This window comes from Albibacillus kandeliae (assembly GCF_003116585.1).
In the GTDB taxonomy this organism is placed as follows: Bacteria; Pseudomonadota; Alphaproteobacteria; order Rhodobacterales; family Rhodobacteraceae; genus Albibacillus; species Albibacillus kandeliae.
In genome coordinates this window covers 204,418-225,733 of sequence record NZ_QEHM01000009.1, presented here as the reverse complement: position 1 = coordinate 225,733, position 21,316 = coordinate 204,418, and the positions used below count along the sequence as shown (strand labels likewise).

At 66.6% G+C, this 21,316-nt stretch carries 17 protein-coding genes and 1 riboswitch; of the genes, 9 read left to right on the top strand and 8 right to left on the bottom strand.

Going from position 1 to position 21,316, the window contains the following annotated elements:
* Nucleotides 1-24 precede the first annotated feature (24 nt).
* The 6 genes from DDT93_RS20695 to DDT93_RS20670 all read right to left on the bottom strand — a co-directional run bounded on the left by DDT93_RS20695 (nucleotide 25) and on the right by DDT93_RS20670 (nucleotide 9,338).
* Nucleotides 25-3,063 carry an efflux RND transporter permease subunit gene (locus DDT93_RS20695; protein WP_109467792.1) on the bottom strand — a complete coding sequence of 1,013 codons (3,039 nt, stop codon included), beginning with the start codon at nucleotides 3,061-3,063 and terminating at the stop codon, nucleotides 25-27.
* Nucleotides 3,060-4,145 carry an efflux RND transporter periplasmic adaptor subunit gene (locus DDT93_RS20690; protein ID WP_109467791.1) on the bottom strand — a complete coding sequence of 362 codons (1,086 nt, stop codon included), beginning with the start codon at nucleotides 4,143-4,145 and terminating at the stop codon, nucleotides 3,060-3,062. The genes DDT93_RS20695 and DDT93_RS20690 overlap by 4 nt, the downstream gene beginning before the upstream one ends.
* Nucleotides 4,145-5,239 (bottom strand): efflux RND transporter periplasmic adaptor subunit, encoded by a 1,095-nt coding sequence (locus tag DDT93_RS20685; protein ID WP_109467790.1) that lies wholly within the window; start codon nucleotides 5,237-5,239, stop codon nucleotides 4,145-4,147. The genes DDT93_RS20690 and DDT93_RS20685 overlap by 1 nt, the downstream gene beginning before the upstream one ends.
* 157 nt (nucleotides 5,240-5,396) lie before the next feature.
* Nucleotides 5,397-6,767, bottom strand: coding sequence for an ATP-binding protein (locus DDT93_RS20680; RefSeq protein ID WP_109467789.1), 1,371 nt, complete (start codon nucleotides 6,765-6,767; stop codon nucleotides 5,397-5,399).
* 42 nt (nucleotides 6,768-6,809) lie between these two features.
* A complete protein-coding gene (locus DDT93_RS20675) occupies nucleotides 6,810-8,180 on the bottom strand; it encodes an aspartate aminotransferase family protein (RefSeq protein WP_109467788.1) in 1,371 nt (456 codons plus the stop codon).
* 270 nt (nucleotides 8,181-8,450) lie between these two features.
* Nucleotides 8,451-9,338 (bottom strand): fatty acid desaturase, encoded by an 888-nt coding sequence (locus DDT93_RS20670; protein WP_109467787.1) that lies wholly within the window; start codon nucleotides 9,336-9,338, stop codon nucleotides 8,451-8,453.
* 316 nt (nucleotides 9,339-9,654) lie between these two features.
* Between DDT93_RS20670 and DDT93_RS20665 the strand changes: the two genes are divergently transcribed.
* From DDT93_RS20665 to DDT93_RS20640, 6 genes are all read left to right on the top strand, one after another.
* On the top strand, nucleotides 9,655-11,739 hold the full coding sequence (locus DDT93_RS20665) for an ATP-binding protein (RefSeq protein ID WP_109467786.1): 2,085 nt from the start codon (nucleotides 9,655-9,657) through the stop codon (nucleotides 11,737-11,739).
* A 77-nt stretch (nucleotides 11,740-11,816) separates the two neighbouring features.
* Nucleotides 11,817-11,904: riboswitch (glycine riboswitch) on the top strand.
* Between the two features lie 161 nt (nucleotides 11,905-12,065).
* A complete protein-coding gene (gene gcvT / locus DDT93_RS20660; RefSeq protein ID WP_109467895.1) occupies nucleotides 12,066-13,190 on the top strand; it encodes a glycine cleavage system aminomethyltransferase GcvT in 1,125 nt (374 codons plus the stop codon).
* Between the two features lie 29 nt (nucleotides 13,191-13,219).
* A complete protein-coding gene (gene gcvH / locus DDT93_RS20655; protein WP_109467785.1) occupies nucleotides 13,220-13,582 on the top strand; it encodes a glycine cleavage system protein GcvH in 363 nt (120 codons plus the stop codon).
* 2 nt (nucleotides 13,583-13,584) lie between these two features.
* Nucleotides 13,585-13,938, top strand: a complete 354-nt coding sequence (locus DDT93_RS20650) for a VOC family protein (RefSeq protein WP_109467784.1) — start codon at nucleotides 13,585-13,587, stop codon at nucleotides 13,936-13,938.
* A gap of 13 nt (nucleotides 13,939-13,951) precedes the next feature.
* Complete coding sequence (gene gcvP, locus DDT93_RS20645) at nucleotides 13,952-16,801, top strand: aminomethyl-transferring glycine dehydrogenase (RefSeq protein ID WP_109467783.1); 2,850 nt, start codon at nucleotides 13,952-13,954, stop codon at nucleotides 16,799-16,801.
* Nucleotides 16,802-17,863, top strand: a complete 1,062-nt coding sequence (locus tag DDT93_RS20640; RefSeq protein ID WP_232825521.1) for a hypothetical protein — start codon at nucleotides 16,802-16,804, stop codon at nucleotides 17,861-17,863. It abuts the gene before it with no gap.
* Here the strand turns inward: DDT93_RS20640 and DDT93_RS20635 are convergent.
* On the bottom strand, nucleotides 17,860-19,260 hold the full coding sequence (locus tag DDT93_RS20635; protein ID WP_109467782.1) for an MATE family efflux transporter: 1,401 nt from the start codon (nucleotides 19,258-19,260) through the stop codon (nucleotides 17,860-17,862). The genes DDT93_RS20640 and DDT93_RS20635 overlap by 4 nt on opposite strands.
* Nucleotides 19,261-19,263: 3 nt before the next feature.
* Nucleotides 19,264-19,797, bottom strand: coding sequence for a PaaI family thioesterase (locus tag DDT93_RS20630; protein WP_109467781.1), 534 nt, complete (start codon nucleotides 19,795-19,797; stop codon nucleotides 19,264-19,266).
* 105 nt (nucleotides 19,798-19,902) lie between these two features.
* Here DDT93_RS20630 and DDT93_RS20625 point away from each other — a divergent pair, with 105 nt between their 5' ends.
* The 3 genes from DDT93_RS20625 to DDT93_RS20615 all read left to right on the top strand — a co-directional run bounded on the left by DDT93_RS20625 (nucleotide 19,903) and on the right by DDT93_RS20615 (nucleotide 21,287).
* Entirely contained in the window at nucleotides 19,903-20,361 is a 459-nt protein-coding gene (locus DDT93_RS20625; protein WP_109467780.1) for a winged helix-turn-helix transcriptional regulator, read from the top strand.
* A 78-nt stretch (nucleotides 20,362-20,439) separates the two neighbouring features.
* Nucleotides 20,440-20,895 carry a universal stress protein gene (locus DDT93_RS20620; RefSeq protein ID WP_109467779.1) on the top strand — a complete coding sequence of 152 codons (456 nt, stop codon included), beginning with the start codon at nucleotides 20,440-20,442 and terminating at the stop codon, nucleotides 20,893-20,895.
* A complete protein-coding gene (locus DDT93_RS20615; RefSeq protein WP_109467778.1) occupies nucleotides 20,895-21,287 on the top strand; it encodes a VOC family protein in 393 nt (130 codons plus the stop codon). The genes DDT93_RS20620 and DDT93_RS20615 overlap by 1 nt, the downstream gene beginning before the upstream one ends.
* Nucleotides 21,288-21,316: the final 29 nt, after the last annotated feature.

Genomic DNA, 21,316 nt, shown 5'->3' with positions numbered 1-21,316 from the left:
TCCCCTCCCCGACTGCCAGTTGCCTTACCCGGGACGACGGATCCGGTGTACCGCGAGATAGAGCGCGGGAACGAAGACCAGCGTCACCACCGTGCCGGCGATGATGCCGCCCATCATGGCATAGGCCATCGGACCCCAGAAAATCTGCCGAGAGATCGGGATCAGCGCGAGGCTGGCGGCGGCTGCCGTGAGCAGGATCGGGCGGGCCCGGCTGTCGGAGGCGAGGAACACCGCGTCCCAGGGCGTTGCGCCCGAGCGGCGCTGGTTGTCGATCTCGTGGACGAGGATGATCGAGTTCCGGATCAGGATGCCGATCAGCGCGAGCACCCCGAGGATGGCCACGAAGCCCAGCGGCGCGCCCGAGGGCACGAGGGCCGCAACGACGCCGATCAGCCCGAGCGGTGCGGCGGCGAAGACCACGAAGGCATCGCGGAAGCTCTGCATCTGGATCATCACCAGCGTTGCCATGATCAGCAGCATGAGCGGCACGACCTCGGCAATGGGCTGCTGGCTCTCGGAGCTTGACTCCACGGTGCCGCCGACCTCGACCCGGTAGCCCGGCGGCAGGGTCTCGTCGAACTCGGCGATGCGGCCGGTGAGGCCCGAGACGATGGTATCGGGCTGGTCGTCGGTGAGGATCGCTGCCTTGACCGTGATCGTCGGCATCCGGTTCTCCTGACGGATCACCGGCTGCTCGGTGGCGTATTCGAACACCGCGAGCGACGACAGCGGGATCGGGTCGCCGTTGCTGCTGGGCAGTTGCAGGTTGGTCAGCGCCTCGACGGAACTGCGCGCCTCGGCGCTGCCGCGCGCGAGGATGTTGATCAGGTAAGTGTCGTCGCGCAGTTCGGTCACCGAGCTGCCGTCGTAGATCGCGTTCAGCGCCGAGGCCACGTCGCGCGAGGTGAGCCCCAGAAGGCGCATCCGGTCCTGAACGATGTTCACGCGAACCACGCGGGCGGGCTCGTTCCAGTCGAGCACGATGTTGCTGGTGCGGGTATCGGTGGCGATGACGGCGGCCAGATCGCGCGCGTGGTCGCGCAGGATCTCCGGGTCCGGCCCGACGATGCGGTATTGCACCGGACGCCCGACCGGGGGCCCGATCTCGAGCAGCTTGACGAAGATGTCGATGCCCGGGAAGTCGGTGCGGGCGAGGTCGACCAGCTTTTCGCGAAGCCGGTTGCGCGCCTCGATCCCCGGCGTCTGGATCACGATCTGGCCGATGTTCGGGCCCGAGGTCAGCACGTCGTAGGCGAGGATGAAGCGCGGGGCGCTGCGCCCGATGTAGGAGGTCCAGAACAGGACGTCCTCGTCATCGGCAAAGTCCTTCTCGAACCGCTCGATGGCGTCGCGGGTCGCCGCGATGGAGGCGTTCTGCTGGAGCGTGAAGTCGATGATCAGCTCGGGCCGGTCCGAAGAGGGAAAGAACTGGTTCTCGACGAAGCGCATGCTCCAGACCGAGAAGGCGAAGACCGCGATGGTGAGGGCGATGGTGATCCAGCGGAAGCGCATGGCGGCGCGCAGCACACGGTGGAACATGCGTCGGACCGCGCCGGGCTCGCCGGAGTGATGCTTCCATTTGGACGGCAGCATGGTCACCCCGATCAGCGGGGCGAACAGGACCGCGACGATCCACGAGACCAGCAGCGAGACCGCGATGACGACGAAGAGCGAGAAGGTGAATTCGCCCGCCGCCGAGTCGTTCAGGCCGATGGGGATGAAGCCCGCGACGGTGACCAGCGTGCCCGAGAGCATCGGGAAGGCGATGGAGGTCCAGGCAAAGGAGGCGGCCTTGGTCAGGCTCTCGCCGACTTCCAGCCGCGAGATCATGGTTTCGATGGCGATCATGGCATCGTCGACCAGCAGGCCGAGCGCGATGATCAGGGCGCCGAGCGAGATCCGCTGGAGGGTGAAGCCGGTGTAATCCATCACCACAAAGGTAATCGCCAGCACCAGCGGGATCGTCAGCGTCACCACGAGACCGGCGCGCAGCCCGAGGCTGACGAAGGACACGGCAAGCACGATTACCACGGCCTCGATCAGCGCCTGGATGAAGTGGCCCACGGCCTCCTCGACGACATGGGGCTGGTCGGCGACCTGATGGATCGAGACGCCGATGGGCAGGCTGGCCTCGAACTCGTCCATCGCCGCGCTCAGTTCCTCGCCGAAGTCGATGATATTGGCCCCTTCGCGCATCCCGATGGCGAGGCCGACCGCGTCCTGCCCGTTGAAGCGGACCAGTTCCTCTGGCGGGTCCTCGTAGCCGAGGCGCACGGTCGCCACGTCGGTCAGGCGGAAGAACTGGTCGCCGACGCGCAGGTTGACTTCGGTCAGGCTCTGGGCGCCCTCGAAGGCGCCGCCGATCCGCACCAGCACACGTTCCGGCCCGGCGTCGATCACGCCGGAGGGCAGGATCGCGTTCTGTGCTGCGAGGGTTGCCTGAACCTCGGACTGGCTGACACCCAGCGCCGCGAGGCGTTCGGTGGAGAATTCGAGGTAGACGACCTGATCGCGGGTGCCGAAGATCTCGACCTTGCCGGAGTCGGGCAGCGCCTGCACCGCGCGGCGGGCGTCCTCGGCGTAATCGCGGATCTCGCGCGGGGTGAAGCCGTCGGAGGTGAAGGCGTAGACGTTGCCGAAGACGTCACCGAAGTTGTCGTTGAACTGGAAGCCGCTGAATTCATCCGGGAAATCGCCCCGGATATCGGACATCATGTTGCGCACGCGCTGCCAGATCTCGGGCAGGTTCTTGGCCGGGGTGTCGTCGCGCAGCTCGACATAGACGATGGAGGTGCCCGGGCGGCTGATCGACTTGGTCTTGTCCAGTTCGTCCAGTTCCTCGAGCTTCTTCTCGATGCGGTCGGTGACCTGTGTCAGCGTCTGCTCGACCGAGGCGCCGGGCAGCGAGGCCGAAACGACCATCGTCTTGATCGCGAAGTTCGGATCCTCCTCGCGGCCGATGCGGACGTAGGAGATTGCCCCGGCGACCACGCAGATGATCATCAGGAACCACACGAAGGACCGGTGGTTGAGCGCCCAGTCGGACAGGTTGAAGCGGTTCATTGGCCGGCTCCTGAAATCTTGCCCGGGGCCACGCGGCGCCCGACGGTCTGACCTTCGGCGAGGGAATGGACACCCCGGGTGACGACTTCGTCGCCGACCGAGAGCCCGGAGAGGATGACGACGCGCCCGCCGCCCTGCGGCCCGGTGACGACATCGACGCGCTGGACCTTGCGGTCATCGGGGGTGACCCGCCAGACTTCAGGCACGGTGCCGTCCCCGATCAGAGCCGAGACGGGCACTGTCATGATCGTCTCCTGCCCTTCCTTGAGCGTGACCGTGACCAGCGCGCCGAGGCGGAAGGCGGTCTGGTCGGCATCCGAAAGCTTGAGGTGCGCGTCGCGGTTGCGGCTGGCGCGCGACGAGACCGGGTCGATCCGGTCGAGGGTGGCGGCGGTGAGCATCGAGGGGTTGGACAGCAGGCGCACCTGGAACTCGCTTTCGGGCGCCATGCCGGTCGCGTCCTCCTCGGAGAGCGCGATGACCACCTCGCGGTCGGCGATGGCGGCAAGGGTCAGCACGGCTTCGCCGCTGGCGATGGTGCTGCCGGGATCGGCGGAGACGCTGGTGATCACCCCGTCGATCGGGGCGCGGAGGTTGGCGTAATCGCGGGCGTCCTCGGCGCGGGCCTCGGCGGCGCGCGCCTGTTCCAGCGAGGCCTCGGCGGCGGCGAGGTCGTTGCGGGTGTCTTCCAGCGCCGAGACGCTGTTGACGCCACGGTCGGCCAGCGTCTTGACCCGGTCGTAGGCGTCCTGCGCGGTGTGCAGGTTGGCCTCGGCGATGGAGACGCCCGCCTGGGCGGCGCGCAGTTCGGATTCGAGGTCGACCGCATCGAGGCGGGCGAGGACGTCGCCGCGCGAGACGGTGTCGCCGACCTCTACCAGCCGCTCGGCAAGGGTGCCGATCTTGAGGAACCCGAGGTCGATCTCGCTCGACGCGGTCACGGTCCCGACCCAGGAATTCGCGATGCCGGACTGGGGCGCCACGATCTCGGAAATGACCGGGCGCGGCGGGGCGTCCTGGGCGCTGGCGGGCATGGCAAGGGCCGCGCCCAGCAGCGCGGTGACAAGAAGAACCTGGCGCATCAGTTGTTATCCTCAAGCGGCTGGATCACGCGGCCCGGGTAGAGCAGCTGGGTGCCGAGCGTCACCACCATCTCGCCGGGTTCCACCCCGCTGGCGATCAGGATCGCGTCGCTGGCGTAGCGCTGAAGCTCGACCTGCCGCAGCGAGACCTGATTGGTCGCCGGGTCCACGATCCAGACCGCGGGGCCGTCGACAGTGGCCGAGATGGCCGACCACGGCAGGCTGATGTTCGCACCTTCGCTGAGGACCGTGGTGCCGCGCACCGGGTCGCCGTAGGTGAGCCCGGCCAGCGGTTCTTCCAGCGTGACCTTGACCTCGACGGTGCCGGTAGTCGCCTCGACCAGCGGGGAGATTTCGCGGACGTGGCCGATCACGGTGGGGCTGGTGCGATCCAGCGGCGTGAGGGTGATGTCGACGGGCGCGTTGACCCCCGACTGCTGGATCAGCTGGCTCTCGGGCACGTCGAAGACCGCCTCGTAACCCTGCCCCAGCGCCAGTTCGACGATCGGCTGGGCCGCCCCGACGACCTGCCCCGGCTCGGCAAGGCGGCTGGTTACCGTCGCGTCGGTGCTGGCGTAGAGCACGGTGTCGTCCAGCGCGTCCTCGGCCTGGGTGAGACCGGCCTCGGCCTGTGCCCGCCCGGCGGCGGCCACGGCGAGCCGGTCGGAGGCCGCATCGCGCGATGCGCGGGTGGTCGCGCCGCGTTCCAGCAGGGCGTTCTGGCGGTCGTTGGCATCGCTCGCGGCGGCATACTCGGCCTCGGCGGCGGCAAGCTGGGCCTTGGCGCTACGCAGGTCCTGTTCCTGCTGCACCCGCTCGATACGGGCCAGCACGGCGCCGGCGGCGACCTTGTCGCCCACATCCACCAGCAGTTCGGAGATTCGGCCCCCCGTGGGGAAAGCTGCGCTGACCGTGTCGCGCGCCGCGATCTCGCCGGTCAGCGAGGGATGCAGGCTGGTTTCGGTCATTTCCGCGATGGTGACGCGGACCGGCAGCATTCCATCGGCGGCGAGTGGCAGGGGCGGGGCGAGGAAAAGGCCCGCACCGAGCACAAGGAGCGCTCGACTGCAGGGGCTGAGGCCGGTGTGCAGCATTCAAACAACCTTCTTCAATGGCGTGAGCGACCCTTGCCGGAGGAGACGAGGCGTTCCCGCACCCTACCCTAGCGCGACCACCGCGCCGCCGCCAACCGCCTTTGGCAGCATCGGACGCAACGTGAACCGAACCGTACAGTTCGATCAAGGGCAAAAATTACATCGGCAGAACGATTTCGGCCTTCAGCCCGCCAAGATCTTCGCTGGTGCCGAGCCGCAGCTCGCCGCCGTGCGACAGGGCTATATCGGCCGCGATGGAGAGGCCCAGCCCCACGCCGCTGCCCTTGTTCTGGTTGCGTGCGGCATCGAGCCGCGCAAAGGGCTTAAGCGCCTGCTGGTGCAGTTCGGGCGGAATGCCCGGCCCGTCGTCCTCGACGACGACGCGCATGGCCTCGGCCTCCCGCACCAGCGTCACGCGCGCTTTCTTGCCGTAACGGACCGCGTTGCCCACGAGATTCTCGATGGACCGCGCGATGGAGAGCGGGTGAATCTTCATCGTCAGCGGCCCCTCCGGCAGCGGGGCGAGGGTGACGTCCTTGCGGGCGCGGCAGGCCTTGGCCACGACACCGGTGACCAGCTCTCCCATGTTGGTGCTTTCGAGCGTTCCGGTCGCGTCGGCGCGGGCGAAATCGAGGAAGGCGTCGATCAGCTGCTCCATCTCGGTCAGATCCGCGAGCATGTCGCGGGTGTCTTCCGTCTCGTCCTGCAGCGAGAGGGCCAGCCGCAGCCGGGTCAGCGGCGTGCGCAGGTCGTGGCTGACACCGGAGAGCATCATGGTGCGCTGCTCCATCGCCCGTTCGATGCGTGCGCGCATGTCGAGAAAGCTCTCGCCCGCGGTCCGCACCTCGTCGGCGCCGCCGGGCGAATAGTGGAACTCGTTGCCCTTGCCGAAGGCCTCGGCCGCAAGGGCAAGACGGCGGATCGGGCGCAGTTGGCTGCGCAGGAAGAAGTAGGCGATGAAGGTCATCAGCGCACTGGTGAAGGTCATCAGCACCAGCAACTGGTGCGGGTTGGCCGCCGAGACGCGGCGGCGCGAGAAGTTGATGTCGAGCAGCCCTGTTTCGTCCGCGAAGGAGAGGTGCACGCGGGACTTGTCGGTCAGCAGGTCCACACCGATGAGCCGGGGAAACCGGGCGTGCAGCGTTTCTGTCACCACCTTGCCCGAGAGGTCGTAGAAGTTGCGCCGGTCGGAGACCGGGGCCTCGGGCCGCGACACTTCGAGCTGGAGAATGCCCGCCGGTTCGCTGAGATCACCGCCCGAGGCCAGCGTATCGAGCAGCAGGTCGATCTCGACCGCGAGATTGTCGGTCATCTGGATGGTGACGCCTTCGTAGAGGCGCTGGATGAAGCTGGTCGACACGACCAGTTGCACCGTGACCACCGGCACCAGAAGGATCAGAGCCGCGCGGCCGTAAAGGCTGCGCGGCAGGAGGTTGTTGATGCCCCGCTTGAGCGACCGGCGGAAGCGCAGAAAGGAGAGCGCCGCGCCGGACGGGCGGGACCTGTCATGGTGTTCGGTCCGCGTCATGGCCGCCAGTATGCCCGGAGCCGGAGCCCCGGGCCAGAGGGGTCAGAGACCGAGATCGGCCGCCGTCTTGTCGAGGCAGTCGCCGACCTTGTCCATCATCTCGTCGACCTGCGCCTCGGTGATGATCATCGGCGGGCAGAAGGCCATCGCATCGCCCATCGCGCGCGAGATGACGCCCGCTTCGAGCAGGTTGTTCATCATCGGGGTGCCGATCAGGCCGGGCTTTTCGAGCCCTGCCTTGGTCTCCTTGTCGGCCACCAGTTCGAGTGCCGCGATCAGGCCGACGCCGCGATGTTCGCCGACCAGCTTGTGACCTGCGAACTCGGACAGGCGCTTTTGCATGTGCGCACCGACGATGGCAGCATTGTCGACCAGCTTGCGTTCCTCGATGATCTTGATGTTCTCCAGCGCGACCGCCGCCGCGACCGGGTGCCCTGCCCCGGTGTAGCCGTGGCCGAACGCGCCGATGCGGTTCGATTCATCCGCCAGCGGCTCGAACATCTTTTCGCTGAGCAGCAGGGCCGAGATGGGCTGATAGGAGGAGGAGATCTGCTTGGACAGGGTCATGATGTCGGGCTTGAGATCGAAGGTCTCGGTGCCGAACATCTTGCCGGTGCGGCCGAACCCGCAGATCACCTCGTCGGCGATCAGCATGATGTCGTACTTCTGCAGGACCGCCTGGATCTTGGGCCAGTAGGTTTCCGGCGGCACGATCACGCCGCCCGCGCCCGGCACCGGCTCGCCGATGAAGGCGGCGATGGTCTCGGGGCCCTCTTCGAGGATCAGGGCTTCGAGCTCGGCGGCGCGGCGGACCGAGAACTGTTCCTCGGTCTCGCCCGGCTCGCAATCCTTCCAGTAATGCGGGCTGCCGGTGTGCAGGAACCCGGGCAGCGGCAGGCCGAAGGACATATGGTTCATCGGCAGGCCGGTCATCGAGGCGGCGACGGCGGTGATCCCGTGATACCCGCGCAGGCGGCTGATCACCTTGCGCTTTTCCGGAGTGCCCAGCGCGTTGGCGCGATACCAGAGCATCTTGACCGCGGTATCGTTCGCCTCGGAACCGGAATTGGTGAAGAACGCCTTGCTCATCGGCACCGGTGCGATCTCGACCAGCTTCTCGGCCAGTTCCGCTGCCGGGGTGTGCCCGCGATGCGAGAAGGTGTGGTAGTAGGGCAGCTTTTTCATCTGCTCGGTGGCGGCATCCACAAGGCGCTGCTCGGAGAAGCCGAGGCCGACGCTCCACAGGCCGGCCATCGCCTCGGTGTAGCGCTTGCCGTTGTTGTCGTAGACGTAGATGCCCTCGCCCTTCTCCATGATCAGCGGCCCCTGCTCCTGCAGAACACGGGCGTTGGAATAGGAGTGCATGTGGTAGCGGCCATCGCGCGCTTCGATGGAGTTCGGCAGGGTATCCATGATCTGTCCTCTGGTAACGGGTTCGGCAAAACATGCGCGTGGCAGGCTTTGCAGCACCGGGATGCCCGAGGATTGCCCTTCGGTCAATCTTGGCGATCATAAAAATGATCAAATCTTGTGATGCCGCCCAAGACGGTGGCACATGCCTTGCGCGCGCGGCGAGATGGCAGGTTTTCGCCTAAAAACAGGCTGTCGCGCCATGATAGCGGCGCGTCTGGTGCGCAGGGCGCACCGGGTGATCAGATGTTTGATCAACTGATGAGCGGGCCGTCAGAACCTGCTGACGTAGTCGTTGGTGAACTCGCGGTAGCCGTCCGACGTCACCCTGAGGCGGTCGCGCAGGATGACGTGGAGCTCGGCCAGGCGGAAGAAGGGTACCTGCGGATAGGTATGGTGTTCGCAGTGATAGGGCATGTTCCAGGCGAGGAAACGGACGATGCGGTTGGTGAAGGTCGTGCGGGTGTTCTCGAACATGTTCGCGACGGTCGGACAGCGCCCATGTTCGGCCAGGAGGTAGAGCCGGAGGACGGGGAAGCCGGTCATCAGCGGCAGGACCCAGACCCAGAACAGCACCGGCGAGACCGCGAGCGTGAACAGCAGGACCAGCGCATAGCCCGCGATCATCAGGCGCGCCTCGCGCCGGATGCGCGGAATCGCGTTGACCGGCAGGTAGTCGGCCGAAGGGTCGCCGACCGCATTGGTCCAGAGCAGCACGACCTTGTCGCGCCAGTAGGTGACAGTCGACAGGTGCCACCAGAAGCTGGGCCAGCTGTCGGGCTTGGGCAGGCCCGACAGTTCGGGGTCGCCCTCGGGCAGGTTGGTGAAACGGTGATGGGCGAAGTGGAAGTAGCGGAACCAGAGGAACGGCTGGACGATGAGAAACCCGGTGGCCTGCCCGGCCCATTCGTTCAGCCAGTCGCTCCGAAACGGGGTCTTGTGGGTGCATTCGTGCTGGAGCGTGAAGAGGAAGGCGATGGCGATGCCCTGCGGCACGATCAGCAGCCACCAGAAGGGCATGCCGAGGCCGATCAGAAGACCAAGCAGCAGGATCAGGCCGACGTGGCCGGCGAGATGCAGCAGCCCGGCGCTGTCGCTGCGGCTGGTCAGCGCGTTCTTCTGCGCGACGGACAGGGATTTCAGGAATGCGCGATGATCCACGGCATCCTCCTTTCCAAGGGGCGAACCGAGAGGCCGCAGATTAGCCGGAAATGGTCAGACAACAGCTTTGTCACAGCTGCCAGCGTTTCCATTAGAGAGACAGTCAAAGTGGGCCGCGCGCCCCCAAAAGCCCTCGCCGCGCCCCTTGAGACCAGCGGCGAACGCCTTGTTTTGCAGCACAATGGCGCGTTCCGGCTTGCCGGGATCATAGTTCACCTTTCCGCCACAATTTCGCCCCGTTGAGCGATCATTTATCCTGAAATGGCTCACCCGGCCCGACCAATAAGAAAGCCCATAATCGAGAGTGACAGAACAGATGAAAACGACATTTTCGGGCGCGATCTCGAAACTTTACCTGTTCCTGATTGTTTTCACGACGATCCTGTGCGTCTGCGCGGGCTATTTGGTCATCCGTAAGGAAAATACCTATTTCGTCAGCCAGCAGCGGGCCAATACCGTCAAGGACACCAACCACATCGCCTCGCAGATCGAGACCAAGTTCTTCGGGATGGAAGTGGTTGCGGACCGGCTGGCGCGCTACGTCTCGAGCACCAAGGACATCTCGCGCACGGCGGTCGCGCGCGCGGCGGACCGGCTGGTGGCGCTGAACACCGACGTGGTGAGCGTGGCCGTGGCCCCCGACCTCGTGGTGACCCGGATCGCTCCGCTGAAGGGCAACGAGAAGGTGATCGGTACGAAGTACTGGCAGGTGCCAACCCAGCTTGCCAGCATCGCGCGGGCCTACCGTACGCAGAGCCCGGTGATCGACGGGCCGGTCAACCTGATCCAGGGCGGGCGCGGCTACATCCTGCGTTATCCCGTCTTCGTCGCACGGCCCGGCGCGGCGGGCGACCGGTTCTGGGGCGTGATCTCGATCGTGCTGTCGGAGAACGGGCTGTTCATTTCGAACGACGAGGGCACCGCCTATACGCAGGACAACACCTTCGCCATTCGTGAGCTGAACCGCGACGGCAGCCCCGGGCGGTCGATCTACGGCGATAAGAGCCTGTTCGAGCAGGACCCGGCCATCGAGACCCTGAAGGTCTTTGGCGCGACATGGCAACTGGCGGGCGTGCCGCAGAACGGCTGGGCCACGGCTGCGCCGAACCAGACCATGCTGGTGATGATGACGCTGGCCTCGATCTTCGTGATCATCGGCGCAATCTTCTCGATCCGCCACTTCGCGCAGCGCCGGCAGGAGGCCTACAACGTGCTTTCGCACGCGGTCGAGGCGCTGGACGAGTCGTTCGTGCTGTTCGATGCGGACGACAACCTGCTGATGGCGAACTCCAAGTACAAGGATGCCTTCGGGACCTCGAAGGAAGTGGTGAAGCCCGGCACCTCTTGCGAACTGCTGTACCGTGTCGCCGCCCTGCAGGGGATCTTCCCCGATGCGGTCGGCCGCGAGAGCGCGTGGCTGAAGGAACAGATGGAGGCCCACCGCAACGCCGAGAGCCAGATGTTGCAGGTCGAGGGCGGGCGCTGGGTCAATATATCCAAGGCCAAGACGCCCGAGGGGTTCACCGCCGCCGTCTGGTCCGACATCTCGGCCCAGAAGGAGGCCCAGCTGGCCGCCGAGGCCGCGAACCGCCAGAAGTCGGAATTCCTCAGCAACGTCACGCATGAACTGCGCACTCCGCTGACAGTCATCTCCGGCCACGCGGCCTTCCTTGCCAATGACTCGAAGCTTCCGAATTCGAAGAAGATCGCCAAGCTGCTGGATGCCGAGGGTCCTGCCCCGGACCTTGGCGAACTGCGGCGCAACGTGAGCGCGCATTCGGCGCTGATCACGACGCATGGCGAAAAGATCCTTTCGGCCTCGCAGCACATGCTGACGATGGTGAACGACCTGCTCGACTGGGCCAAGGCCGAGGGCGGCAACCTGAGCGTGGCGCCCGTGGTGGTGGACCCCTCGGAACTGGTCGGCAACATGTTGGACGAGATGAAGCAGATGGCGCAGTCCAAGGGCATCGCGCTGGACTGCAAGTGCGACGGCGAGAAGGTCATCGCAGATCCCTCGCGTCTGCGGCAGGTGATCTACAACCTCGTGGGCAACGCGCTGAAGTTCACCAACGAGGGCTCGATCACCGTGATCATTACCGGCCAGGGTGAACGGACCCTGTTCGCCGTGGAAGATACCGGCTGCGGGATTGCGCCCGAGAACATGGAAATGATCTTTGAGCGTTTCCAGCAGGTTGACGGCTCGGCCACCCGCGCCTTTGGCGGCTTCGGTCTGGGGCTGAGCATCGCCCGCCAGATCGTTTTGCTGCATGGCGGCACCCTGCGCGCGACCAGCGAACTGGGCAAGGGCAGCCGGTTCGAGTTCGACCTCGAAACCGCGCCCGCGGACGAGGACACCGGCACGCTCACGGAGCGCTCGCGCCTGACCGCTGTGCAGTGACCCGGACGGGACCGGGCGCAAAGCCGCCCGGGGCATTTTCCGCCTTGCCGGAATGCGACCCTTTGGCTATGTGAACCGACATGCGTATGGGAGAACCGGGTCCGACCCGGTGCCGAAGGAGCAACCGCCCCGGAAACTCTCAGGCCAAAGGACCGTGCGCGTGACAGAACTCTGGAGAGAACCCGGCGCGCCCGGGTCGCCGAAGGGATAACGATCTCAGGCGAAGGGACAGAGGGGGCATCGCAACCGTGGGCATGGGGCCCGTGGATATTGGGATGCCGGATGATTTTCTTGAGAATCAGGTCGGCCTGGGATTTGGATCAGGTATGACGGAGTTGCTCTCTACCCCTCTTCACGCGCTCCACGTGGAGCTTGGCGGCAAGATGGTGCCGTTCGCGGGCTATGAACTGCCGGTACAGTACAAGACCGGGATCATGGCTGAACATCAGCACACCCGCGACAAGGCGGGGCTGTTCGATGTCAGTCACATGGGCCAGGTGATTGTCTCGGGCGGCTCGTGGGAGGCCGTCGCGACGGCCTTCGAGACGCTGGTGCCTATGAACGTGCTGGACCTTGGCGAGAACCGCCAGCGCTATGGGCTGTTCACCGACACGGCGGGCGGCATCCTTGACGACCTGATGTTCGCCAACCGGGGCGACCACCTGTTTGTCGTGGTGAACGCGGCCTGCAAGGCGCAGGACATCGCCCATATGAAATCCGTGCTGGAACCCGAGCTGAGCGTTACGCCGGTCACCGACCGCGCACTGCTGGCACTGCAGGGCCCGGCCGCCGAGAAGGTGCTGTCGGGCCTCGCGCCCGAAGCCGCCGGGATGCGGTTCATGGACGTGGCGACGCTGAGCCTCGACGGGGTCGAGTGCTGGGTTTCGCGCTCCGGCTACACGGGCGAGGACGGTTACGAGCTGTCGGTGCCGGCGGAGCAGGCCGAGGCGCTGGCCCGGACGCTGCTGGCCCACGAGGACGTGCTGCCCATCGGGCTTGGCGCGCGCGACAGCCTGCGGCTGGAGGCCGGGCTGTGCCTCTACGGTCATGACATCGACACCACGACAACCCCGACCGAGGCCGCGCTGAACTGGGCCATCCAGAAGGCCCGCCGCACGGGCGGCGAGCGCGCGGGCGGCTTTCCGGGCGCTGACGTGATCCTGCCGCAACTGGTGGAGGGCGCGGCGCGCAAGCGTGTGGGCCTGCGCCCCGAGGGCCGTGCGCCGATGCGCGAGGGTGTCGAGATCTTTGCGGCCGAAGGCGGCGGCGAGGCCATCGGCAAGATCACCTCGGGCGGCTTCGGCCCTACCGTCGGCGGCCCGGTCGCCATGGGCTACCTGCCGGTTGACCAGAGCGCGACCGGCACCACCGTCTATGGCGAGCTGCGCGGCAAGCGGTTGCCGCTGGTCGTGACTGCCCTGCCCTTCGTGGCTGCGAATTTCAAACGATAACCAAGCGTTACCAACAGGGAGAACCCCGCATGAAGTACACCGAAGAACACGAGTGGCTGATGGAGGAAGGCGAGCTGATCGTCGTCGGCATCACCGAGTACGCCGCCGAACAACTGGGCGACGTCGTCTTCGTCGAGCTGCCCGAGGAGGGCACCGAGGTCTCCAAGGATGACGAGGTCGTGGTGATCGAGTCGGTCAAGGCCGCTTCCGACATCCTGTCGCCGCTGGACGGCGAGATCGTCGAAGTGAACTCGGCCCTGACCGACAACCCCGGCAAGGTCAACGAAGACCCGATGGGCGATGCCTGGTTCTTCAAGATCAAGCCGAGTGACCTGTCGCCCATGGAGGATTACATGGACGAGGCCGCCTACAAGGACTTCATCGGGGACTGACCTTGGCTGTCCGGCGTATCGTCACCAATCTCCCGTCGGCCACCCCGGGGGCGCTTGCGGAGTTTTACCGCAGCGTCTTCGGGCTCGACACCGCGATGGACATGGGCTGGATCGTCACCCTGTCCGGAGCGTCCGAGCAGGGCGTGCAGCTGACGATGGCCTCGGAGGGCGGTTCGGGCACCCCGCTGCCCGCCCTGTCCATCGAGGTGGACGATCTGGACGACACCCTGGCCCGCGCCCGCGCGTCCGGGATCGAACCTGAATATGGCCCCGTGGACGAACCCTGGGGCGTCAGACGCTTCTTTATCCGCGACCCGGACGGCACGCTGGTGAACGTCCTCGCACATACCTCCTGAACCGGAGCCTGCAATGAGCTACAAGCCCACCGATTACCTGCCCTACGATTTTGCCAACCGCCGTCATATCGGCCCCTCCCCGGCTGAAATGGAGGACATGCTGAAGGTCGTCGGCGCCGGTTCGCTGGAGGATCTGATCGACCAGACCGTTCCGGCCGCGATCCGGCAGGAAAAGCCGCTGGACTTCGGCAAGCCGAAATCCGAGCGCGAGCTGCTCTACCACATGCGGAAGACGGCGGAGAAGAACAAGGTTCTGACCTCGCTGATCGGTCAGGGCTATCACGGCACCGTCACGCCGCCCGCGATCCAGCGGAACATTCTCGAGAACCCGGCGTGGTACACCGCCTATACCCCCTACCAGCCCGAGATCTCGCAGGGGCGGCTGGAGGCGCTGCTGAACTACCAGACCATGGTCAGCGACCTGACCGGTCTGGAGATCGCCAACGCCTCGCTGCTGGATGAATCCACCGCCTGCGCCGAGGCGATGACCATGGCGCAGCGGATCGCCAAGTCGAAGGCCAACGCGTTTTTCGTGGACGAGAACTGCCACCCGCAGAACATCGCGGTGATGCGGACGCGTGCCGCGCCGCTGGGGATCGAGATCATCGTCGGGGCGCCCGAGGCGCTGGAGCCGGAGAAGGTGTTCGGCGCGATCTTCCAATACCCGGGCACCTATGGCGACCTGCGCGATTTCTCGGCGCCCATCGCCGCCCTGCACGAGGCCAAGGCCGTGGGTGTCGTGGCGGCCGATATCCTTGCGCTGTGCCTGCTGAAGGAACCGGGCGCCATGGGCGCCGATATTGCCGTGGGGTCGACCCAGCGCTTCGGCGTTCCGCTTGGCTATGGCGGCCCGCACGCCGCCTATATGGCGACGCACCAGCAATACGCGCGTTCGATGCCGGGGCGCATCGTGGGTGTCAGCATCGACAGCCACGGCAACCGCGCCTACCGTCTGTCGCTGCAGACCCGCGAGCAGCATATCCGCCGCGAGAAGGCGACGTCGAACGTCTGTACCGCGCAGGCGCTGCTGGCGGTCATGGCCGGGTTCTACGCCGTGTTCCACGGCCCCGTGGGCCTGCGGGCCATTGCGCAGCGCGTGCACCGCAAGACGGTGCGGCTGGCGCGCGGGCTGGAAAAGGCCGGGTTCAAGGTAGAGCCCGCGACCTTCTTCGACACCATCACTGTGGACGTGGGTCTGCTGCAGCGTGGCGTGTTGCAGGCCGCCGTGCGCGAGGGCGTGAACCTGCGCCGCGTGGGCGAGACCCGCGTAGGCATCACGCTGGACGAATGCACCCGCCCCGCGACCATCGAGAAGGTGTGGAAGGCCTTTGGCATCCTGATGGAGGATGACGACTTCACGCCGGAGTACCGCCTGCCGGACCCGCTGGTGCGGACCTCGGGCTATCTCGAACACCCGATCTTCCACATGAACCGGGCCGAGACCGAGATGATGCGCTACATGCGCCGCCTGGCCGACCGCGACCTTGCGCTGGACCGCGCGATGATCCCGCTCGGGTCCTGCACCATGAAGCTGAACGCGGCGGCCGAGATGGAGGCGATCACCTGGCGCGACTTCTCGCGGCTGCATCCCTTTGCCCCGGCCGATCAGGCGCTGGGGTACAAGGAACTGATCGACGATCTTTCGGCCAAGCTCTGCGATATCACCGGCTATGCGGCGATCTCGATGCAGCCGAACTCGGGCGCGCAGGGAGAATATGCCGGGCTGCTGACCATCGCCGCCTATCACCGCGCGCAGGGACAGGGCGAGCGCAACGTCTGCCTGATCCCGATGAGCGCGCATGGCACCAACCCGGCCAGCGCGCAGATGGTCGGCTGGAAGGTGGTGCCCGTGAAGACCGCCGAGAACGGCGATATCGACCTCGACGATTTCCGCACCAAGGCCGCGCAGTATGCCGATACGCTGGCAGCCTGCATGATCACCTATCCCTCGACCCACGGGGTTTTCGAGGAGACCGTGCGCGACGTCTGCCAGATCACCCATGACCACGGCGGGCAGGTCTACATCGACGGGGCCAACATGAACGCGATGGTCGGCCTTGCCCGTCCGGGCGATGTGGGCGGAGACGTGAGCCACCTGAACCTGCACAAGACGTTCTGCATTCCGCATGGCGGCGGCGGCCCCGGCATGGGTCCGATCGGGGTGAAACCGCACCTCGTGCCGCACCTGCCGGGCCATCCGGTGACCGGCGGGACGGAGGGGCCGGTCTCGGCCGCGCCCTTCGGGTCGCCCTCGCTGCTGCCGATCTCGTGGGCCTATATCCTGATGATGGGCGGCGAAGGGCTGACGCAGGCGACGCGTGTGGCGATCCTGAACGCCAACTACATCGCCGAACGGCTCGAGGGCGCCTTTGAGGTGCTGTACCGGGGCCGCAACCGGCGCGTGGCGCACGAGTGCATCATCGACACGCGTCCGTTCGAGAAATCGGCTGGCGTGACGGTGGACGACATCGCCAAGCGGCTTATCGACAACGGGTTCCACGCGCCGACCATGTCCTTCCCGGTGGCGGGGACGCTGATGATCGAGCCGACCGAGAGCGAGACCAAGGCCGAGCTCGACCGTTTCTGCGATGCCATGCTGGCGATCCGCGAGGAGATCCGCGAAATCGAGGATGGCCGGATGGCGCGCGAGAACAACCCGCTGAAGAACGCGCCGCACACGATGGAAGACCTCGTGAAGGACTGGGACCGGCCCTATACCCGCGAACAGGGCTGTTTCCCGCCGGGCGCCTTCCGGGTCGACAAGTACTGGCCGCCGGTCAACCGGGTCGACAACGTCTATGGCGACCGGAACCTCGTCTGCATCTGCCCGCCGATGGAGGATTACGCCGAAGCGGCAGAGTAATTGGCGCGGCTGACCCTGTTGCGAGGCGCGCTGCGCGCCTCGCCCTTCCTCGCCTCGGTCACCTTGGCGGGCTGGTCGCTGGCCACCAATCCCTTTACCCAACCCTTCATCGAGGCGGCCCCCGCACAGGTCGAGCGCGCGCTGGAGCGGGCGATGGCACGGCAGGTGACGCTGCCGTGGCTGGCGGCGGAGCTGGACGAGGCGCTGGCGGCGAAGGACCTCGACCGGGTCGAGACCCTCGTTCTGATCGGGACCGATCAGGGGCTGGCGCCTTCACCGGAGCAGGAGGCCCGCATCGAGGCGCTGCGCGAGGAACAGACCGGATGGCTCGCGCAGGCGCAGACCTGTGGCGTCTGCATGGCCGATATCGCCACGTGCCCCTCGCTGCGGATGATGGCCATGTGCGGCGTACCCTTTGAACTGACGCCGCTGGGCGACGTCAACGCCCTGCGGCGCGCGGGTGCGGCGACGTTGAAGGGCGAAGAGATCGACACGCTGGACGCGAGCCTTGCCGTGGTGGGGCTTGGCGCGACCGCGACGGTCGTGGTCTCGGGCGGGTCGTCGTTGACGGTGAAGGCCGGTGCGGGAGTCCTGCGCATCGCCCGGCGCACCGGGCGGCTGACCGAGCGCTTTGCCGGGATGCTGGGGGACCTCACGCGCGGGGCGATCCGGACCGAGCGCCTGCAACCCTACCTGCGGGGTGACGCGGTGATGGACGAGGTGGTCGACTCGGCGCGGCTGGCCCGGCTTTCGGAGGTCAGCACGGACCTAGCGCGGGTGGTGTCGAACACCTCGGTCACCGATACGATCTACCTGATGAAGAACGTCGATACTGCCGAGGACGCGGCCCGGCTGGCCCGCGTCTCGGACGTGACAGGGCCGAAGACGCGGGCGGTATTCGATACGCTGGGCAAGCAGCGGGCGTTCCGCGCGCTGGTCCGCCTGTCCGATCTTGCCCTGACCGCGGGGGCCCTGCTCTACCTTGCGGTGCTGCAGATCCTACTGACCTTCGCGGGCTGGCTTGGCCTTCGCGCGTGGCGCGTGGTGGTGCGGCGGGTTTAACCCCAGCGGGTGCGCCATGTCCCGTAGATGGTGACGAGACCGTAGGCGACCATGCCACCCGCGATGGCGACGAGTACGCCGGGCAGCCCCGGTTCCATCGACTGGGCCAGCAGGTAGCCGCCGCCGATGGCGACGAACATCCGCACGAAGCCCGCCGAGACCGGCCATGCCACGCGGCCCGCGCCCTGGCTGGCGAAGTAGAGCGCGAGACCGGCGGCGAAGAAGCAGTAGAAGGGGGCGACGGTGCGGAAATAGAGGCGACCGGTCTCCAGTGCGGCCTCGTCCTGCGCGGCGAGGAACAGGCGCAGCCAGACATCCGGGAAGGTGGCAAAGAACAGGCCGATGGCGCCCACGATGACGGCGGCGGCGGCAGTGCCGGTCCATGCGATGCGCTTGGCCCGGGCCGCCTGCCCCGCGCCGATATTGGCGCCGACCATCGCGGTCATGGCCGCGCCGACGCCGAAGACGACGGGGACCATGATGAATTCCAGACGCGCGCCGAGCCCGTAGCCCGCCAGCGCCGCGGCGCCGAAGCGCCCGATCAGCGCCGTCATGGCGACGATGGTGACGACCGTCTGGATTGCACTCAAGGAGGCGACCACTCCGACGCGGAGAATAGCTGCGAAGTGGTCGCCTGCAAGGCCGCGGACCGTGGGAAGGAGCCCCGCGCGCCCTGCAAGGAGGTAGCCGACCGCCATGATCGCGATCAGCCCGAATGCCGTGATCTGCCCGGTGGCGAGCCCCGCCATGCCGAGCGCCGGGAGAGGCCCCCAGCCCAGAGCCAGCCCGCCCGCGAGCGGGATCGACAGGACCGAGGCCAGAAGCAGGAGGACCGAGGGGGTCATCATGTTGCCGGTGCCCCGGATCACCGAGGTCGAGGCATAGGCGATCCAGACCGTCGCGCAGCCGGGGAAGTAGACCGCGGCGTAGGACATCGCCTCGTTCACCACCGCCTCGCTGCCGCCGAGGGCAAGGAACATGGCCCGGCCGAACCAGAGGACCAGCATGCCGAAGACAAGCGCGATGACCGCCGCGATGACCCATGCGGCGACGGCCAGACGGCCCGCGCGCTCCGGATCACCGGCGCCCAGCGCCCGCGCCACGGCAGAAGAGATCGCGCCGCCGATGGAGCCGCCCGAGAGCATCTGCACCAGCATCACCAGCGGGTAGACCAGCGCGAGCCCGGCGAGCGAGGTCACCCCGAGCATGCCCGCGAAGGCACCCTCGGCGATGTTCATGGCCGCCGCCACCAGCATGGCCAGCACGTTGGGCGCCGCCAGCTTGGTGAGGGTCCGGCCCACCGGCCCCTCGAGCAGCAGGCGGGTCCGCGCGGCGCGGGCGGAGTTGGCGGCAGCCTGGCGAGCCTCATGGGCGGTGAAATCGGCGGCGACGGACATGGTTCAGCCTTTCGCGGGCGGCAGCGGGAAGACGAAGCAGGTGGTCTTGCCGTGGGCGTAGAGCTTGCCGTCTTCCTCGCCGATCAGCCGCGCCTCGGCGGTGGCCATCTGACGGCCGACGTGGATCACCTTGCCCTCGGCCCGAAGGCGGCCGCTGTCGGGGCGGATGGCGCGGGTGTAGTTCACCGAGAGTTCGGCGGTGGTATAGCCCGTGGCCTTGGGGAGCGCGGTGTGGATGGCGCAGCCGAGGGCCGAGTCGAGCAGCGTGGCCGCGAAACCGCCGTGCACGGTGCCGAGCGGGTTCAGCAGGAAGTCTGCCGGGTCCGCGAGGAACGCGGCCTCCCCGAAGTCGAGATGGACCGGGACGGACATGTTCATGGTGTCCGAGATGGACGGCTTTGCCCCGATGTCACCCGAGAGCAGCGAGCGCATGTACTCCAGTCCCGTCAGTTCGCGCGCGGCGGCGATGTCGAAGGTCTTGACCGAGTATTCGTAGGTGCGGGTCCGGATGTCGGACGGTTTGCTGCCATCGGGCATGGGGCTCTCCGTGAATCAAGGGCTGTGAACCAAGGGTTCCGATTTAGAACTCACTTATGAGTAAGTTCTCTTTCAGAACCTGTCAAGTTGCGCTATATGGGAGTCATGCGCTGGAATGATCTCAAGGAAGAAAGCTGTCCCGTCGCCCGCGGCCTCTCGGTCATCGGCGATCGCTGGACCATGATGGTATTGCGCGATTGCTTTCAGGGCATTCGCCGCTTCGACGATTTCCAGAAACGTCTTGGCATCACCCGGCACGTGCTGGCCGACCGCCTGCGCAAGCTGGAGGAGGACGGGGTGCTGGAACGCCGCCTCTATCAGGACCGCCCGCCCCGGCACGAGTACCGCCTGACCGAGAAGGGGCTGGCGCTGCTGCCGATACTGGTGACGCTGATCCAGTGGGCCAACACCTGGGAACCGCACCCCGAGCAGGACGACAAGATCCTGCGCGACCGCGAGACCGGGGCGCATGTCGAGCCTCTGGTGGTGGACTCCGAGACCCGCCAGCCGCTGACCCACCGGACCCTGCGTCGAATCGAATCCTCAGCCGCGCCAAAGGCTTGAGGCCCTCGTTCCGCGACGGCTCTATTGCACCTGCCTGACCGTTGCTCCATGATCGGGGGCCAGAGGGAGACCCGTGAAATGCGCAAGTTCCTTGTCGTTCTTGACGACAGCCGCGAATGCCTCAACGCGATGCGGTTCGCCGCGATGCGCGCGGCAAAGACGGGCGGTGGCGTGACCATCATCTCGATCATTCCGCCAGACGAATTCAACCACTGGATCGGGGTTGGCGAAGTGATGCGCGAGGAGGCCCGCGAGAGGATCCACGCCCATTTCGAGGTCTTCGCCAAGTGGATGCGGGACCGCCAGGGCGTTGATCCCGAGCTGATCATCCGCGAAGGCGAGGCGGTGCCGGAGATCATCGGCCAGATCAAGGAAGACCCGGAAATCGGCGTGCTGGTCCTCGGGGCCGGCACCGACAAGAAGGGCCCCGGCCCTCTGGTGTCGCAGATGAGCCGGACCGCGGGGTCGCTGCCGATTCCGATCACCATCGTCCCCGGCGACCTGAGCAAGGAAAAGCTGGAAGCCATCACCTGATGCAGCACGTACACGCCCTGGCACTGGTGGTTCCCGACTACGACGAGGCCATCGCCTACTACGCCGGAACCCTCGGGTTCGACCTGATCGAGGACACCGATCAGGGCAATGGCAAGCGCTGGGTCATGGTCGCCCCGCCCGGCGCGACGGAGACCCGGATTTTGCTGGCGCGCGCGGTGAACCCGAGGCAGGTCGCCAGTATCGGGAACCAGACCGGCGGACGTGTCTTCCTGTTTCTGCACACCGACGATTTCGACCGGGATCACGCGCGGCTGAGCGCGGCGGGCGTGCAGTTCGAGGAAGCGCCCCGCGACGAGCCCTATGGCAAGGTCGCGGTGTTCCGCGACCCCTACGGCAACCGCTGGGACCTGCTACAGCTCGACCCGGCCTGACAGCCCGGCGCGGTAATTCATCCCGCCCA